Annotated in this window: 16 protein-coding genes and 2 tRNA genes; 5 read left to right on the top strand and 13 right to left on the bottom strand. The window is 62.7% G+C overall.

From position 1 onward, the window contains the following. Nucleotides 1-181 precede the first annotated feature (181 nt). On the bottom strand, nt 182-805 hold the full coding sequence (locus M1R55_RS09670; protein ID WP_249391588.1) for a thymidine kinase: 624 nt from the start codon (nt 803-805) through the stop codon (nt 182-184). Between the two features lie 195 nt (nt 806-1,000). Next, entirely contained in the window at nt 1,001-1,759 is a 759-nt protein-coding gene (locus tag M1R55_RS09665) for an ABC transporter substrate-binding protein (RefSeq protein WP_249391587.1), read from the bottom strand. A 44-nt stretch (nt 1,760-1,803) separates the two neighbouring features. Between M1R55_RS09665 and M1R55_RS09660 the strand changes: the two genes are divergently transcribed. Genes M1R55_RS09660 through M1R55_RS09645 form a run of 4 tightly spaced genes read left to right on the top strand, consistent with a single transcriptional unit; the run spans nt 1,804 to nt 4,621 of the window. Continuing rightward, nucleotides 1,804-2,283, top strand: coding sequence for a TlpA disulfide reductase family protein (locus M1R55_RS09660; RefSeq protein WP_249391586.1), 480 nt, complete (start codon nt 1,804-1,806; stop codon nt 2,281-2,283). Then, nucleotides 2,280-2,975, top strand: a complete 696-nt coding sequence (locus M1R55_RS09655; RefSeq protein ID WP_249391585.1) for a hypothetical protein — start codon at nt 2,280-2,282, stop codon at nt 2,973-2,975. Before M1R55_RS09660 ends, M1R55_RS09655 begins: the two co-directional genes overlap by 4 nt. 37 nt (nt 2,976-3,012) lie before the next feature. Beyond that, the gene (locus M1R55_RS09650) at nt 3,013-4,023 is read left to right on the top strand and encodes an ADP-ribosylglycohydrolase family protein (protein ID WP_249391584.1); all 1,011 of its coding nucleotides are present in this window, start codon (nt 3,013-3,015) and stop codon (nt 4,021-4,023) included. Nucleotides 4,024-4,033: 10 nt separating this feature from the next. Continuing rightward, nucleotides 4,034-4,621, top strand: coding sequence for a nucleotidyltransferase family protein (locus M1R55_RS09645; RefSeq protein ID WP_249391583.1), 588 nt, complete (start codon nt 4,034-4,036; stop codon nt 4,619-4,621). Here the strand turns inward: M1R55_RS09645 and ppk1 are convergent. From ppk1 to M1R55_RS09590, 11 genes are all read right to left on the bottom strand, one after another. Then, on the bottom strand, nt 4,609-6,630 hold the full coding sequence (gene ppk1, locus M1R55_RS09640) for a polyphosphate kinase 1 (protein WP_249394185.1): 2,022 nt from the start codon (nt 6,628-6,630) through the stop codon (nt 4,609-4,611). The two genes, M1R55_RS09645 and ppk1, sit on opposite strands and share 13 nt — an antisense overlap. A gap of 411 nt (nt 6,631-7,041) precedes the next feature. After that, nucleotides 7,042-8,289: a beta-ketoacyl-ACP synthase II gene (fabF, locus tag M1R55_RS09635; protein ID WP_249391582.1), complete on the bottom strand. Its 1,248-nt coding sequence runs from the start codon at nt 8,287-8,289 to the stop codon at nt 7,042-7,044. A gap of 182 nt (nt 8,290-8,471) precedes the next feature. Continuing rightward, the gene (gene acpP / locus M1R55_RS09630; RefSeq protein ID WP_249391581.1) at nt 8,472-8,702 is read right to left on the bottom strand and encodes an acyl carrier protein; all 231 of its coding nucleotides are present in this window, start codon (nt 8,700-8,702) and stop codon (nt 8,472-8,474) included. Between the two features lie 120 nt (nt 8,703-8,822). After that, a complete protein-coding gene (fabG, locus tag M1R55_RS09625; RefSeq protein ID WP_249391580.1) occupies nt 8,823-9,584 on the bottom strand; it encodes a 3-oxoacyl-[acyl-carrier-protein] reductase in 762 nt (253 codons plus the stop codon). After that, nucleotides 9,581-10,114: a DinB family protein gene (locus tag M1R55_RS09620; protein ID WP_249391579.1), complete on the bottom strand. Its 534-nt coding sequence runs from the start codon at nt 10,112-10,114 to the stop codon at nt 9,581-9,583. The genes fabG and M1R55_RS09620 overlap by 4 nt, the downstream gene beginning before the upstream one ends. Beyond that, on the bottom strand, nt 10,111-11,034 hold the full coding sequence (gene fabD, locus M1R55_RS09615; RefSeq protein ID WP_249391578.1) for an ACP S-malonyltransferase: 924 nt from the start codon (nt 11,032-11,034) through the stop codon (nt 10,111-10,113). Before fabD ends, M1R55_RS09620 begins: the two co-directional genes overlap by 4 nt. Then, the gene (locus tag M1R55_RS09610; protein ID WP_249391577.1) at nt 11,031-12,089 is read right to left on the bottom strand and encodes a beta-ketoacyl-ACP synthase III; all 1,059 of its coding nucleotides are present in this window, start codon (nt 12,087-12,089) and stop codon (nt 11,031-11,033) included. The genes fabD and M1R55_RS09610 overlap by 4 nt, the downstream gene beginning before the upstream one ends. Nucleotides 12,090-12,418: 329 nt before the next feature. Next, nucleotides 12,419-13,783: a trigger factor gene (tig, locus tag M1R55_RS09605; protein WP_249391576.1), complete on the bottom strand. Its 1,365-nt coding sequence runs from the start codon at nt 13,781-13,783 to the stop codon at nt 12,419-12,421. Between the two features lie 337 nt (nt 13,784-14,120). Further along, a tRNA-Leu gene (locus M1R55_RS09600) sits at nt 14,121-14,205 on the bottom strand. 98 nt (nt 14,206-14,303) lie between these two features. Then, a tRNA-His gene (locus M1R55_RS09595) sits at nt 14,304-14,380 on the bottom strand. A 127-nt stretch (nt 14,381-14,507) separates the two neighbouring features. Then, complete coding sequence (locus M1R55_RS09590; RefSeq protein ID WP_249391575.1) at nt 14,508-14,891, bottom strand: VOC family protein; 384 nt, start codon at nt 14,889-14,891, stop codon at nt 14,508-14,510. Nucleotides 14,892-14,999: 108 nt separating this feature from the next. Here M1R55_RS09590 and M1R55_RS09585 point away from each other — a divergent pair, with 108 nt between their 5' ends. Next, on the top strand, nt 15,000-16,142 hold the full coding sequence (locus tag M1R55_RS09585; protein WP_249391574.1) for an acyl-CoA dehydrogenase family protein: 1,143 nt from the start codon (nt 15,000-15,002) through the stop codon (nt 16,140-16,142). Nucleotides 16,143-16,469 lie beyond the last annotated feature (327 nt).

Raw genomic sequence — 16,469 nt, 5'->3', positions numbered from 1 at the left:
GGGGCGGGGCACAATCTGGCGGGGGCTGAGGAAAAAGTTCAAGGACGCCAGCAGTATAACTTCTTCCCACATCAAATCATTTATAAAACCCAAGTAACCCGTTCACGGCCTTCATCTACACTTGCCGCGGAGCCATAACGTAATTGGGAAGGAGCAGGCAACTTCCGGAGAGCCTGTTTACTCAGTTCGCCACTTCATGATGAACCCGGCAGCGGGCCTCATAGCTTTCCTGTGCGCCGACCAAGACCACCGGATCGTCGAAACGGGCGGGGCGGTCGCCAATAAGCCGCTGGGAACGGGTGGCCGGAGCGCCGCAGACGGTACAGATGGCGGTCAGTTTTTCTACACTTTCGGCGCGGGCCAGCAGTTCGGGCATGGGGCCAAAGGGTTCGGCGCGGAAATCAAGGTCTAAGCCCGCCAGAATCACACGCACACCCTGACCCGCCAATTCCAGCGCGAGCGGCACGAGACCGGCTCCAAAAAACTGCACTTCGTCTATGCCCACCACATCGGGCAGGACGCCACCAGGCAGGCCCAACAGGGTGGTTTCGCTGCCTCCGTCTAGCGCCAGATTGCTGCGAATGCCCGCCGCATCGCGCACGGCGACGGCATCTACGGTGCGCCCTGCATGGCTCGCCACTGCCGACAGGTGGTAGCGGTCATCCAACAGCGGCTTGAAGACCCGAACCCGCTGCCGCGCAATCACGGCCCGCGTGATGCGGCGAATCAGTTCCTCGCTTTTGCCGCTGAACATGGGGCCGACAATGACCTCGAGGTGGCCGCCGTGATAGGGGGACTTGAGCACGCGGCCAAGTATAGGGGCGCGCCGTGCCGGGAACGTGGTGGGTAGATCGGAGAACGTGGGAAAAGCGTGGGTGGGCGTGTGCATCGGGCTATTGGCTTTAAACCTTGGCAACAACGCTAAAGCTTCATTTCACATCTCCACGATCATATATCCACGGTTCACAGGTTTACGATCAACAATCCACTTCCCGCCCTCCTATTTCTGCACGATCCACTTGTTTAGCAGCTTCTGATATTCCCCGTTGGCTTTCATTTTGGCGAGGGTGCGGTTGGCGGCAGCGGCCAGATCGCTGTTTTTGGCGAACACCATGCCGTAATCTTCGGCGGCCAGGTCTTTGCCTGCCTGTGCAAATTGCCCCGGCAACCGTTTTTGCAGGTCGGTCACGGTGGGCGCGTCTCCGATCAGGGCGGCGATTCGGCCTACACGCACATCGGTCAGCCCGGCGGCGAAGTCGTCGTACACCTTCAGAGTCGCGCCTTTGGGCTTCAGCACGTCGCCTGCCACGTACTGCCCGGTGGTATTGGCCTGCACGCCAATAGTTTTTCCTCTTACGTCGGCGGGCCAGGCGAACTTGTTGGGATTGCCGCCCCGCACGATAAACACCTGTGCGCTGCGGTAATACGGCTGGCTAAAACTGACCACTTTGGCCCGCTCCGATGTGATGGTAATGGCGCTCATGGCCATGTCCACGCGCCCAGACGTGACCGATTGCGGCATCAGCGCCCCGAAGCCCACCGCCCGAATCTCCAATTTGACGCCCAGATCGCGGGCCACCGCACGGGCAATATCGATGTCGAAGCCCTGAATCTGGCCGTCCGGCCCCTTGAACTCGAAGGGATTGAAGGTGGGATCGGTGCCCAGCACCAGCACGCCTTTGGCCTTGACCTGCGCGACGGTGGCGGCCACAGCAGAAGACGACAGGAGCAGGGCCGACAGCAGCAAGACAGGTTTCATGGGTTCAGAATAGACCCGCACTACACAGGCGGTACGCTGCATACATGGACAGACCCGCGCCCTTGCCCTGGCCCGCGCCCAGCGATTTTGTGCATGGCGCACCCGTACCGCCGCCCGCCCAGTGGACTCGGCCCGGTCTGGTCATGACCTTCAATCTGGAATGTCCGGGCTGTGTGTCGCGTGGAATTCCCTTTCTGAAGCGCCTGCACGCCGAATTTGGGAAGCGGGTAGAGGTACTGGCGCTGCATACCAGCCTTGGCCACCGCCTGCTGGAGCGGGCTGACGTGGAACCGACGCTGATCCGCTTTGCCCAACACTTTGCGCGGCTGCCGTTTCCGGTGGCACTGGACGTAAGCGGCGAGTTGGCCCGCGCCTGGCAGACGGAAGGCACGCCCCATACTCTGGCATTTTCAGCGGGCGGCGAACTGATCCGGAGTGTGTACGGCAGTCAGGAAAACGCTCAGACGCGGCTGTGGTATCTGTTGGAAGAACAGGTGCAGGCACAAGAGGAAGCGCCGAGATGACAGAGGCTTTAAGAGCAGACGGCTGGATGCTGGAAGCACCGCGAGTCAAGTTGCCTGCAACGGCGCTGGACGCTTTCCAGGCGGCTTTTGAAACCCGCGACCTCACGCACCTCCCGCCGGGTGTTCCCCGCTGGCTGTTTCTGGAATGGTTGGCCCGTGAAGGCTGGCTGCTGCACGGTTCTTCCCGCGCCGATATTCAGACCTTCGAGGCCCGGACTCCCCATGACCTGAGCGGCGACCCGTTCAGTGGCCGTACCGGGGTGTTTGCCAGTTCCGATGGCCTGTGGGCACTGATGTACGCCCTGCGCGACAAATCAGAGGTCAAGCGGATGCTGAATATGGTAATGCAGCGGCGCGGGCCAGAGGGCCAGTGGTCTACGACGCGCTACTTCTTGTCGCTGGCTCCGTATGATCGGGGCGGCGAGGTGCAGCCGACAGACGGCAGAGCGCTGCTGAGGCCCGGCAGCGTGTATGTGCTGCCGCCAGAGGGCTTTGAGGAGATGCCGCCCTACCAGTGGCCCGGCGTAGGCGAGGTCAGGGAACCGCAGTGGATCAACCCCAACCCGGTGCGTCCTGTGCTGTGCGTGCCCATGTCTCCCGCTGACTTTCCTTTGCCGGTGCGCACCCACCACGCCGACACCATTGATGCGCGGTGTATGGCCGATCCTTGGGGCTTTCCGTGGCTAGATTGAGGCAGCACGGGGGCAGAAAGCGGGAGAGAATGACCGGATGACTTCCTCTCCCCCCACCCGGCAGGCCCGCCTGAAGACCCTGCTTTCGCTGAGTGCCGCCGATGCCCTCGGCGCGGCCACCGAATTTAAGACGCCCGAGGCGATCCGCTCCCACTACGGCGACACATTTAACGACTACCAGCCCGGCAGCGTGTTCGGCTTTGCGCCCGGCGAGGCGACCGACGACAGCCAGATGGTGGCGGCCACCCTGCTGGGCTACTCCAAGCAGAATGGGCTGGAAGGTGTGCTGGCGGGCCTGCAAGACTGGATCGCCACCGGCCCGCCCGATGTGGGCAACCTGACCCGCGACGCGCTGCACAGAGGTGGGCTGCACGGGGGCGGTCTGGACGGCGGAGCACGTGCCTGGGCCAGCAGCAACTTTCAGAGTGCAGGCAACGGCGGTCTGATGCGAATCGCGGCGGTCTGGATTGCTGGCTGTACCGAGGAAGCATTGGCCCACGAATCGGCGTTGGTGACGGCCCTGACGCACGCCGATCCCCGCTGCGTGCATGCCAGCGTATTCTTCACCGCCTTCTTGGACGCCCTGCACGGCGGCACGGAGTACACCGACGCCGCAGAATTGGGCCTGAAGGTGATGGACAGCCTGGACGCCCGCGCCGTGCTGCTGGAACGCGATATTTTCACCGTGAACGGCAGGGACGCCAACACTACTTTTCACGCCCAGGACCGCGACGCCCGCACCCAGGTTCGCGCCCGTGTGCGGGACGGCTTGGCGGGCAAAATACACTCTCAGAGCGGCTATGTGCTGGATACCCTGCAAGCGGCGGTGGCCCACGCCCGCGCCGAAACGTGGCAGGCCTGCGTGGAACCCGCCGTGCTGCTGGGCAACGACAGCGACACCGTGGCCTGCGTGGTCGGCGCGGTTGCCGGGGCGCGTGGCCTGGAGGTGCCGCCCCATCTGCTGCCCCCACTGCGGTTGGGCCACTCCTGGGCAGGCTGGCAGCGCGACTGGAAGTGCGTGGAACGGTTCGGGGAATTGGTGAGGTAGAGGGTGGCCCATGACTGATTCGGAATTCCTTCACCTCGTCAGGCTCAATCTAGTCAATGCGGCCATTTTGGATCGCCTGGCGCAAGTGGAACCGTTCGCGCCGCAAGTTCATCTGGTGGCTGGGGCACTATTTCAGACCGTGTGGAATGTGCAGAGTGGGCAGGCACCGCAGGCAGGCATCCGCGACTACGACCTGTTTTACTGGAATCCAGACACCAGTTACGAGGCCGAAGACGCCGTGATTGGCCGTGCCGCCGACCTATTCAGCGACCTCAGTGTGCGGATCGAGGTCAGGAATCAGGCCCGCGTTCACCTGTGGTTCAGAGAAAAATATGGCCTGTCGCGCCCGCCGCTGACCAGTGCCCGCGACGGTGTGCTGCAATTTCTGGTGGAATGCACCTGTGTGGGCATCGACGCGGCGGGCAAACTGTACGCACCGTATGGCCTGCACGATCTGGCGGCGGGTGTGCTGCGGCCCAATCCCCTCAACCACACGCCCGAACTGTACGCGGCCAAGGCCCACGATTACCACCAGCGTTGGCCGTGGCTGCGGGAGGCCCAAACTCAGTCGGGGGAAACCGGGCCTCAGCCGGGATGACGCGAATCGGCGAAGCTCTGCTGGGCGCTGAAATCTCCGCGTAGTTTTTCGTACTGGCCGTCTCCTTGCAGTTCCCACGAGCCGCGTGTGTCGGCCCATTCGGTGTTCAGAATCCGCAGGAACTGATCGCGGTGGGTGTCGTCCAGCACGGGCGCAATCACTTCTACACGGCGGTCTAAGTTGCGGCTCATCCAGTCGGCACTGCCGAAATACACTTCGGGCTGGCCTGCGTTGCCGAAAGCGTAGATGCGGGCGTGTTCGAGGTAGCGCCCCAACAGACTGCGGACGCGAATGGTTTCCGACAGGCCCGGCAGGCCCGGACGCAGGCAGCACACGCCGCGCAGGATCAGTTCTATGCGCACGCCCGCGCCCGCCGCCCGGTACAGCGCCTCGATCATGCCGGGGTCGGTCAGGCTGTTCACTTTTATTCGTGCCCAGGCCTCCTGCCCGGCGCGGGCGTGCTCAGCCTCGCGGTCAAGCAGCATCTCGAAGCCGCTGCGGGCAGTGTCGGGGGCCACCAACAGGTGCGTATATTCGGCCTCGGCGTATCCGGTCAGGTGATTGAACAACTCGGCAATGTCGGCCCCCAGGTTCGGGTCGGCACTCAGTAGGCTGAGATCGGTGTATAGGCGGGCGGTTTTGGGATTGTAATTGCCGGTGCCCACATGCACGTAACGCCGTAATCCACCCTCCTCGCGCCGCACGATCATGGTCACTTTAGCGTGGGTTTTCAGGCCTGCCATGCCGTACACCACGTGCGCCCCGGCCCGCTCCAGCTTGCGTGCCCAACTGATATTGCGCTGCTCGTCAAAACGGGCCTTCAGTTCGATCAGGGCCACCACCTGCTTGCCGTTTTCGGCGGCGGTTCGCAGCGCACCCAGCAGGCGCGGATCGTCGCCCGTGCGGTAGAGGGTCTGCTTGATCGCCAGCACCTGCGGGTCACGCGAGGCCTCCTCCACAAAGTTCAGCACGTTGGAAAAGCTGTCGTAGGGATGGTGCAGCACCACGTCGCCCCGGCGGATGGTGTCGAACATGCCGTCTTCATCGTCGCCGTCGAGGTCAGGCACGGCGGGGATGAAGTCGGGGAAGGCCAGATCGGGGCGCTTGACGGGCAGGAACATCAGGTCTGCCGTTCCCAGCGGGCCTTCCAGCATAAAAATGTCTTGGGGGGCCAGCCGCAGCCGCTCCTGAAGGAAACCGATAATCTCGGCGGGCGTCTCACGCATCATTTCCAGCCTCACCGCCGACCCGAAACGGCGGCGGCGCAATCCGTCCTCGATGGTTGCCAGCAGGTCTTCGGCTTCCTCTTCCTCGAACTCGTAATCGGTGTTGCGGGTCACGCGGAATACATGCGCGGCCAGCACATTCCGGCCCTTAAACAGTTCCCCGATGTGGGCGGCAATCACGTCTTCCAGCAGCAGGAGGGCGTCGCCTACCGGCACGATGCGGGGCAACACACCCACCGGAATTTTCACGCGGGCAAAATCGGGGTCTTCGCCCTCTCCGGCGTCCAGAAGCACGGCCAGATTCAGGCTCAGGTTGCTGAGGTACGGAAAGGGATGGCTGGGGTCGACGACCAGCGGCGTGAGTACGGGCTGAATCTCGGAGAGGTAATGCTCGCGCAGTTGCGCCCGCGCCCGCTTGCCCAGCTCGGCCACGCGCACCAGCCTCACACCCTCGGCAGCGAGGTCACGCAGGGTTTTGCGGGCGGCCTTCTCTATCTCGCGCAGCATGGTATGCGTCCGGTCACGCACCATATCCAGCGTCTGACGCGGCGAGAGTCCATCGGGGCCGGGGGTCTGTACGCCCGCCGCAATCTGGCGATGTACGCCCGCCACGCGCACCATAAAAAACTCATCCAAATTACTGCCGCAGATGGCCGCGTACTTCAGGCGCTCCAGCGGCGGGTTGCGCGTGTCGCGGGCTTCCGAGAGAACGCGCTCATTGAAGGCCAGCCAAGACAACTCGCGGTTCAGAAACTGGCTGCCCTCGTTCGCCACCGTGGACATCGTGCGAATCGCGGCAAGCAGCGTATCGGGCGCGGCGGCAACTTTGCCTGCCTTTTTGCCTGCGGCCTTGGCGGGGCCTTTGCTGGGCCCCTTCTTGGCAGGCGCAGCGGCCTTCAGGGCAGCATTGTTGCTGGCAGGAGCAGTGGCAGGAGTGGCAGGCGCGGGGTGGGCAGTCGCAGAATCGGCGGACACAGTTCTCTCTCCTCGGTAGGCGGCGCTCCTTTTGACAAAGCGCACCGCACGCGGTACAGGTGTAACCCAATACAGGCCCAACAAAGCACAGCCGCGTCAACACGGCGTCAGTTGCGTGTGCTGAGCGTACCAGAGGGAGAATGAAAAAACGCGCAGGAGGCTAAAAAGAACCGTCTGCGCGGGAGAAAGGTAAATGGTTCGTCAGGTTGGAAAGTGTGCTTACACCCGGCGGAACAGCAGCGCCGCGTTTTGCCCACCGAAGGCGAACGAGTTGCTCAGGGCGTATTCCACTTGCGTTTGCCGCGCCCCTTCCGGGATGTAATCCAAGTCCAGCGCTGGGTCTTCATCGCCCGCGAGGTTGATGGTGGGGGGCAAGATGCCGTCTTTGAGGGCCTGCGCCACGGCAATAGCTTCGATGGCTCCCGCCGCGCCCAGCAGGTGCCCGGTCATGGATTTGGTGGACGACACCGCCAACTTGTGGGCATGATCGCCAAACACGGCCTTGATGCCCTGCGTTTCGTGGAGGTCGTTAAAGTGCGTGCTGGTGCCGTGCGCGTTGATGTATCCCACCTGATCGGGGTTCACGCCCGCCGTGGCGAGCGCCATCCGCATGGCGACCTGTGCGCCGCGTCCTTCGGGGGCAGGCATGGTGATGTGGTGCGCGTCGGCGCTGGTGCCGTAGCCCACGATTTCGGCGTAGATGGTGGCCCCGCGTGCCCTGGCCTTTTCGTATTCCTCCAGAATGACCACGCCCGCGCCCTCGCCCAGCACGAACCCGTCGCGGCCCGCAGCAAAGGGACGGCTGGCGGTCTGGGGATCGTCGTTGCGGGTACTCAGCGCCTTCATGTTGGAAAATCCGCCAATGGCAATGGGCGTAATCGCTGCTTCCGAGCCGCCCGCGATCATCACGTCGGCCAGACCGAGTTGGATATAGCGGGCCGCGTCACCGATGGCTCCGGTTCCGGTGGCGCAGGCCGTGACCACCGTGCTGCTTGGCCCAGTGGCTCCAAACCGCATGGACACGTGCCCGGACGCCATATTGGCAATCATCATCGGAACGAACATGGGACTGATTCGGCCTGCACCGCGCTCCACCAATACCCGCGACTGGTCTTCAAAGGTTTTGACGCCGCCGATGCCGCTGCCCAACAGCGTTCCAGTGCGCTCGCCCCGCAATTCTTCGGCGCTCAGGCCGCTGTCGGCCACGGCCAGGTCTGCCCCCGCCAACGCCAGTTGCACGTAACGGTCCATCTTGCGGGCCTCACGCGGGTCTATGTAGGCGTCCAGGCTCTCATTGACCTCGCCCGCAATCTTGCTGGCTGTGCTGGACGCATCAAAATGCGTGATGGCCGCGATGCCACTCCTGCCTGCCCGCTGCGCCTCGGCATAGGCCGCCGCGCCCAAACCGATAGGCGTCACTGGCCCAACTCCCGTAATAACCACCCGTTTTAAGCCTGTAATTGCCATGCTGTACCTCCGAAATCGGGGGCCAGCCGAGGCCCCAGCCTGTATGACTTTCAGTCTTGCACCCAACAAAGCCTGCCCTACAACAGCGGGCGGGAAACGGCTCTCACCGCGCCCGCCCTGCCCGCTCGCACTCCAGATCAACAATTCAGATCAAACTGCTCTCTGAAACGCTGGCGGCCTGTTTACTGCTTGCCCTCGATAAAGGTCACGGCGGCCTGCACGGTGCGGATGCTTTCGGCATCTTCATCACTGATGGTCACGCCGAACTTGTCTTCCAGACCCATGATCAGTTCCACGGTCTCGAGGCTGTCTGCACCCAAGTCTTCTACGAAACGCGCTTCAGGGGTTACCTTTTCCGCGTCTACACCGAGTTTCTCCACGATTACTTCTTTTACGTCATCAAAAGTTGCCATAGTCAAATACCTCCCTAGATTGAAGTCTGCGCCAGTCTACACGCGGCGCACCGACGAACACACTTTTCTGAACGGGGTTCAAAGGTGGACAGGTGGGCTTGTCGGGCCAGTTTCCCCGACTCAGTGCGGATACAGCCCGCCGTCTACCCCGATCACCTGCGCGGTGATGTATGCGGCGGCGTCGCTGGCGAGGAAGGCCACCACTGCCGCCACCTCGTCCGGCTGACCGAAACGGGCCAGCGGAATGCCGCCCAGATAAGCCGTGCGGGTCGCTTCCGGCAGGGCCGCCGTCATATCGCTTTCTATGAAGCCGGGGGCCACCGCGTTCACGGTAATGCCGCGTCCGCCGTACTCCTTGGCCAGTGCTTTGGTCAGGCCGATCAGTCCGGCTTTGCTGGCGACATAGTTGGCCTGTCCGGGGTTGCCCATCAGCCCCACCACGCTGGCAATGTTGATGATCCGGCCAGCGCGGGCACGCATCATGTGCTTCAGGGCAGCGCGGCTGGCGGTAAAGGCGCTGGTCAGGTTGGTGTCTAGCACGGCGTTCCAGTCCTCGTCCTTCATGCGAATAGCCAGGGTGTCGCGGGTGATTCCGGCATTGTTCACCAGCACATCCAGGCGGCCAAACGCGGCGATGACCTGTTCCACCAAGGCTCCTGCATTGGCGGGCGTGGTCAGATCCGCTCCGAACACCTGCGCGGTCACGCCGTGTGCGCGGGCGGTATCGGCCACTTTTTCGGCTTCGGCGGCGTTGCGGCCATAGTGAATGGCGACATCAAAACCTGCGGCAGCCAGTTGCAGGGCCATAGCGCGGCCTAAGCCCCGGCTGCTGCCAGTCACGAGGGCGACTTTGCGGGTTGAGGTGGGTTGAGCATCGGTCATGCGTTCTCCATTTGAGTTCTATTTTGCACGCCCACCCTATGGTGCGCGTTGTGGTACAGCGTAAACAACAGCATTTCCCGCACGCTGAGGAGGCCGAGAGCGGGATGCGCCAGCGTATAGGCGTCCAGATCGGCGTCGTTCCAACCCTGCACTTGAACCCGCAAGGCGTCCAGCGTTTGCCTGTATCCAGCCACCAGTTCGGCCTGATTTCCCTGCGGATCGGGCAGAAAGCGGCCAGACGCTTTGACGCCTGTGGCGAGGGCTCCCCGGTACAGCGCCTGCATTTCAGGGTAAGAGCGGGAAGGCTGCGTGGCAATCCGGGCGGGCAGGCGGTCACGGGGAAGACCCAACGCCCTGCCCACCGGGGCATTGGAAACAATCAGGTGATGGAGATGGTGGGCAGGCGACCACGTTTCCGCGTTGCCGTGCATGAATTGTCCGGGGGCCAGGCCCGCAAAGTACGCGCCGACTTCTTCCTGAGTCTGTCCCAGCGCTGCCACAATTTCGGCCTGCGTAAAAGGCTCGCTCACAGCGTGAAGGCCTCTAACTGAGCGGCGGTGCCCACATTGATGGTGCGGGCGTCGGGCAGGATGCGCTTGACCAAGCCCGTCAGCACCGTGCCGGGGCCAAATTCGATGAACACATCCGCGCCCGCGTCGGCCAAAGCGCGAATTGTTTCCACCCAGCGCACGCTGCCCGTGATCTGGGCGGCCAGCAGTTCGGGCAGGGCGGCGGGGGCGGCTCCGGCTTCGGCGGTCACGTTGGCATACACCGGGAAAGCCAGCGGCGCAAACGGCGTGTCGCTGAGGGCCGGGGCCAGTCCAGCGGCGGCAGGCTGCATCAGGGCGCAGTGAAACGGGGCGCTGACCTTCAGGGGAATGACCTTCAGGCCGCGTGCTTTCAGTTCGGCGCTGGCGGCGTCTACTGCGCCCTTCTCGCCCGAAATGACTGTTTGGGTGGGCGCATTAAAGTTGGCCGGTTGTACGATGCCCGAATTGGCTGCGCAGACTTCCAGCACGGCGGCAGGATCGCCCATCACGGCGCACATGGCCCCCACACCCACGGGCACGGCCTGCTGCATCCGCTCGCCGCGTTCGCGGGTCAGGCGCAGGGCGTCGGGCAGGCTCAGCGATCCGGCAGCCACCAACGCCGAATACTCGCCGAGGCTGTGGCCCGCGCCAAAATCGGGGGTCAGGCCCGTGTGCGCCACCCACGCCCGGTACGCAGCCACCGACGCGGCCACCAGTGCAGGTTGCTGATTGGCGGTCAGGGTCAAGTCTTCTAGTGGGCCAGTTTCGATCAGGGCACGCAGTCCGGGCAACGTAGCTTCGGCCTGCGCGTACACGGCTTCGGCGGCGGCGGAGGCAGCGGTCAGGTCAGTGCCCATACCCACCGAATGCGATCCCTGACCGGGGAACAGTGCCGCAATTCTGGGCTTTGCAGAGGTCATACCGACACTGCTTCAGGCTCCGCTTTGCCTGCCCAGTCGCGGGCCTGCACGCTCGGCGCACCGCTCCACCATTTCAGGGTGGCCGCCGCCCAACTCAGGCCGCCGCCAAAGGCCACCAGCAGGATTTGCTGCCCGTCCTTCACGCGCCCGTCGTCCACGGCTTCCTTCATGGCCAGCGGCACAGTGGCGCTGGAGGTGTTGCCGTAGCGGTCTAGATTCATCACCATTTTGCTCATGGGCACGCCAAAGCGCTGGGCGGCGGCCTCAATAATTCGCACGTTGGCCTGATGGGGAACCACCCAATCCACATCGTCGCTCTTGACACCACTCTTGGCGAGGACTTCCGCACCGCTGTCGCCCAGCACCCGCACGGCAAATTTGAAGACTTCGCGCCCATTCATGCCCGTCCATTTGCCCATCGGAAAGCCGCCGGGAAGTTGGTGGGCCAGGAAGGGGGAATAGAGGCTGGAAGCACCCGCGCTGTCTGCCCCCAGCACGAAATCCTGAAAGCCGTAGCCCTCGGGCACGGGGCCGACAACCACAGCGCCCGCACCGTCGCCAAACAGAATGGCGGTGTTGCGGTCATCCTGATCCACGATTTTGGTAATCGTTTCGGCGCCGATGACCAGCACGCGGCGGGCCATCCCGCCCTTGATCAGCCCCTGCGCCATGCCCAGGCCATACACGAATCCGCTGCACGCTGTGGACAGATCGAACGCGCCCGCACCCGCCAGACCCACCTGTCCGGCAATCAGCGCCGCCGTGGAGGGGAACATGGCGTCGGGACTGGCGGTGGCGCAGATCACCATGTCCACGTCTTTCAGGCCGTCCGGGTCGCGGGCCAGCAGATCACGCACCGCGCCCAGACCCACATCCGAGGTAAATTCGTCGGGCGCAGAAAACCGGCGTTCCACAATCCCGGTGCGGGACTGAATCCATTCGGCGGTGGTGTCCATCCGCGCCTCGAATTCCTCGTTTTTCACCACGCGGGCAGGTGCGAAAGAGCCGAGGGCAGTGATGCCAATGCTGGGGCGAGAAGCGTCAGGGTCGGTCATGCTTCATACCGTAGCATTCTTTGAACGGACGTTCAATCAATTTTTGACGAGTCTGAACGGGGTTCAAAATGGCTGGGAAGATGGGGCGGTTGTGCGATGTGCGGAAGGCGTCTAAGGGTCGAGGGTCTAAGAAGAGATGATTGCGGCACGCTCCTTAGAAGGAACAGAAGAGATTCAGCAACTTTACCGCCCCAGCACCTTAGACCCACTAGCCGATCCCAGTTTCAAATACCAAAAGAAAAGGCCCGCCCCATCGGACGAGCCTGCTTCTGTTTACTCACGTCTCCCCTGCTCGGCTTTCACCCCACAGACTTGACGTTCAAGCTGAATTACTCGGTTTTCTGGCCTTCGCCTTCGGTCTGCTCGGCTTCGGTCTGGGCAGCTTCCGGCGCGTCGGCCTGAGCTTCATCAGACTGAACTTCCTCGGCTTGGGTGGGTGCAGCGTCAGCTTCCGCAGCAGGAGCCGTCAGTTGCGCGATCGCCATTTGCAGGCCTTTTTCGCGCATGATCGAGGCGTAGTAGTTGTTCAGGCCGTTTGGCCCAAGCTGCGTGCGGAGTTGCTGGGCGGTCATGTTGTTGGCCTGTGCAAGGCCGTTCATGGTCTGGTTGAACTCGGCGTCGCTGACCTGCACTTTCAGGTCGGCGGCCAGTTGCTCCAGCGCCAGATCACGGCGCACGCGGGTTTCGGCGTTCTTGGCGAGGTCGGCCATGAATTCGTCGAGTTTGCCCTGCTCCTGCATAAAGCTCTCGTACTCGCCCCACTGGACGCCCTGGCGGCTCAGATCGTCCTTGATCTCTTCCATCATGCTTTCGCGGCGGTTGTCCAGCAGTGCGCGGGGAATTTCGACGGTCATGCCTTCCACGAGTTGAGTGATGAACTCTTCGCGGCGGGCGGTGTCGCCTTCTTGCTGGGCACGGCGCTCCAACTCGGCCTTCAGGTCAGTGCGTAGACGCTCCAAGTTGTCAAAGTTCAGGCTGGCGGCAAACGCATCGTCAAGTTCCTGAAGTTGCTTGGTCTTCACGTCTTGCACAATGACTGTCACCGTATGCTCGGCGTGCTCATGGTCGCCGTGCTGGTGGGCAGGCACAGTGATTTCTACGGTGTCGCCCTTGTGCTTGCCCAGCAGGGCTTCGCGCACGTGAGCTTCGGCCACGTCGAGGTACACGGGGTACGTGCCGCCCTCTTCGCCCTGCTCCTCGATGGTCACCTGATCGGTGGCTTCGATGGCGCGGTCAACGCTTTCAAAGGTGGCGTTGCGCTCCTGAAGGTCGGCCAGCGTGCGGCCCAGCACTTCGTCGGTGATTTCGGGGGAAGTGGCCGTCATCTGCGCGGCCTTCCAGTCACCCAGCGTGACGGCGGGGTAGGTTTCGCCCTTCACGGTGAAGTCGAACGACTGCCCACTGACCACGTCGGCGGGGTCGATGGTGGCGTCCACGAGGTTCAATTGCAGGTCGCGCGCGCCTTGCGGGTAATGCACCTGAAGAAGCCGGTCACGCACTTCCTGCTCTACATAACCCTTCCCAACGCGGCCTTCCAACACCTTGCGGGGGGCTTTGCCGGGCCGGAAACCGGGAACGCGCACGTCACGGGCCAGGCCCGCCCACACTTGCTCGTAAGCGCGGTTGACCTCGGCAGCGGGAACCGTGACCTTAAACTCGACTTTGTTGCCTTCTTTGCTGATCAGCTCTGCCATACGTCTCCCGTCTTGGTACCGGACACGCGGCCCCGTGTGGGGGCGGCCCGGCACCCTCGTTGTGTGTGATTCTGCCGCCTGCGCCACCTCAGACCCCAGGACATGGTTCTTCCTAGGGCCTGCATCGTGGGCGCGGCATGCCCGGCGCATCATAATGCTTTTCTGGTAGGGGGCGCTGCTATGACCCCGGCCATCAGGTTTATTGATAATACAAAGGCCGTCAAAGAGTTTAGCCGAAAATGGTGGGCGTGGGCCACAGGGCAAAGAGAATCTCAAGAACGGGGCGGCTTTCCCAAGTGGAAAAACCGCCCATGTCGTTCAAACTCCTGTTTCTTTGTGGTGCGAGAAAAGGGACTTGAACCCTCACTCCTTCCGGAACCAGATCCTAAATCTGGCGCGTCTACCAATTCCGCCATCCCCGCACGGGATACTTTGTGAAGCCAAAACCAATGAAGCTGAGCCGACTGCTGAATTAAATAAAGAAACCCCGGCGCAGACCTTCGCCTGAGCCGGGGCATTTTGGGGTGGATTATGGGACTTGAACCCACGGCCTCCGCTGCCACAGAGCGGCGCTCTAACCAACTGAGCTAAACCCACCACAGCCAACATCTGTCAGCCAACACTTGCCTTGCCGCCTTCACAGGCTTATACATCTTAGGGAAGCGGGGCGCGACTGTCAACGGGCAGGGCAGGGCATAGGCCAATCGGCGTGCGTCAACACCTGTTAAGAGTCTTCCAAAATCTCCAGGCGGTTGCCCCATGGATCGCGCAAAAACACGCGCCGGATGGGGGCCAACTCTTCGTCTGGGGTACAGGTAATGCCGCAACCACTGGCCCGCTCGGTCACGGCGCTCAGGTCAGGACAACGCAGGGCCAGATGACCTTTATCACGTGGCACAAAGTTGGGCGTGACACCAATGTGCAGCTGGCGTCCATCGGGCAGGCCGAACCAGACGCCGCCGCGTGCTGCCAGTGCCGCAGGTTTGGGCAATTCGGGGAGGCCCAAAAAGCCGCTGAAAAAGGCGCGGGCCTCTCCCTCACAGCCCGCAGGCGCTTCGATCAGGACGTGGTCTAGGCCAGAAATCAGCGGGCGGGGTTGGGTTGACATACGGCCAAAGTACCCCCCGCCGAGGCTTCTCTCCCGTCCCTATGTGCGGAACAAGTCAACCCCGCCCACTCTTTCCCGCCGCCGCTTTGCCGTACCCTGTAGGCACACATGAACTTTAATTTGCCGGAAGACCTGCGCGACGTGCAGGACACCATTCGCGACTTTATGCTGAATGTGGTCGAACCCCGTGCCCACGAAATCGAGGACACCAACCGCGTGCCGCCTGAACTGATGGCGCAGGCGGCGGCGCTGGGACTGTTCGGCCTGAGCATCCCCGAGGAATACGGCGGCGCAGGCCTGGGCATGCTGGGGCGCTGCGCGGCCTACGAGGCGCTGGGGCAGGGGCACATGGGCTTTGGCGGCGTCATCAGCGCCCACGCTTCTATCGGCACCAGTGGCCTCGTGAAGCTGGGCAACGAGGAGCAAAAGCAGCGCTTCCTGCCGCGTATGGCGTCGGGCGAGTGCGTGGCCGGATTTGCTATCACCGAGCCCACCAGCGGCAGCGACGCCGCCAACATTCGCACGCGGGCCGAGCGGCGCGGTGATATGTACGTGCTGAACGGCACCAAGCACTACATCAGCAACGCGCCTATTGCGGGCCTGCTGACCGTGATCGCCATTACCGACCCCGCGCAGGGCACCAAAGGCATGAGCGCATTCTTGGTGGAGCCGCAGACGACTCCTGGCGTGCGCGTGGGCAAAATAGACGAGAAAATGGGCCAGAAGGGGGCGCTGTCGGCAGAAGTGATCTTTGAAGACGCCGAGATTCCGGCTGGCAACCTGCTGGGGCCGGAGCATCTGGGCTACCGCGAGGCGCTGGGCATCCTGACTTCCGGGCGGGTGGGCATCGCGGCCCGCAGCACCGGGGCCATGCAGCGCCTGCTGGATCTGAGTGTGCAGCACGCCAAAACCCGCGAGCAGTTCGGACAACCGATTGGCGAATTTCAGGCGGTGCAATTCATGCTGGCCGAGATGGATATTGCCCTGCAAACCAGCCGCGTGCTGTGGCAAAAAGTGGCCTGGATGGTAGATGAAGGCCAAGACGTGCGCCGAATGGCAAGCATCGCCAAGTATCACGCCACCGAAATGCTGTCTCAGGTGGCCGACAAAGCCGTGCAGGTGGCGGGCGGCATGGGCTATATGAAGGATTACCCGGTGGAGCGTTTTTACAGAGATCAGCGGCTGCTCAGAATCTATGAAGGCACCAGCGAAATTCAGAAGCTGATCATTGCGCGGGCCTTGCTGGCGTAGGCGGGAAGCTCAAGCCGGTAGGGAGAGTGGGGGCAGGAATGCCTCTGCTCTTCTTTGGTCTGAGCGGGAGTGGAGCTTCTGGACGTGGAAAGGCAAGCGCGGTTGCCTCTCACCCCCGGCCCCATCAATCCTAAACCTCCCATCAGGCAGCGCAAGGGTTGTGTCAGGGCATGCGGAGTAGCGTTGAGATGTGGTACAGACTGCGTGGGCCACACGGCAAAGGCAAGGGGTGTATCAAGGCACGGCGGGGCTGAGGGCGCTTGCCCCCTCTCTCTAAACTTGATATAGTTGCACTCAAGTTTCTTGGTATCAGGTAAGAATTAAACC

Origin of the sequence: Deinococcus sp. QL22 (assembly GCF_023370075.1) — a bacterium.
Lineage (GTDB): Bacteria > Deinococcota > Deinococci > Deinococcales > Deinococcaceae > Deinococcus.
Note: the sequence above shows the minus strand (reverse complement) of the source record. Positions and strands in the feature narration are given on the sequence as shown.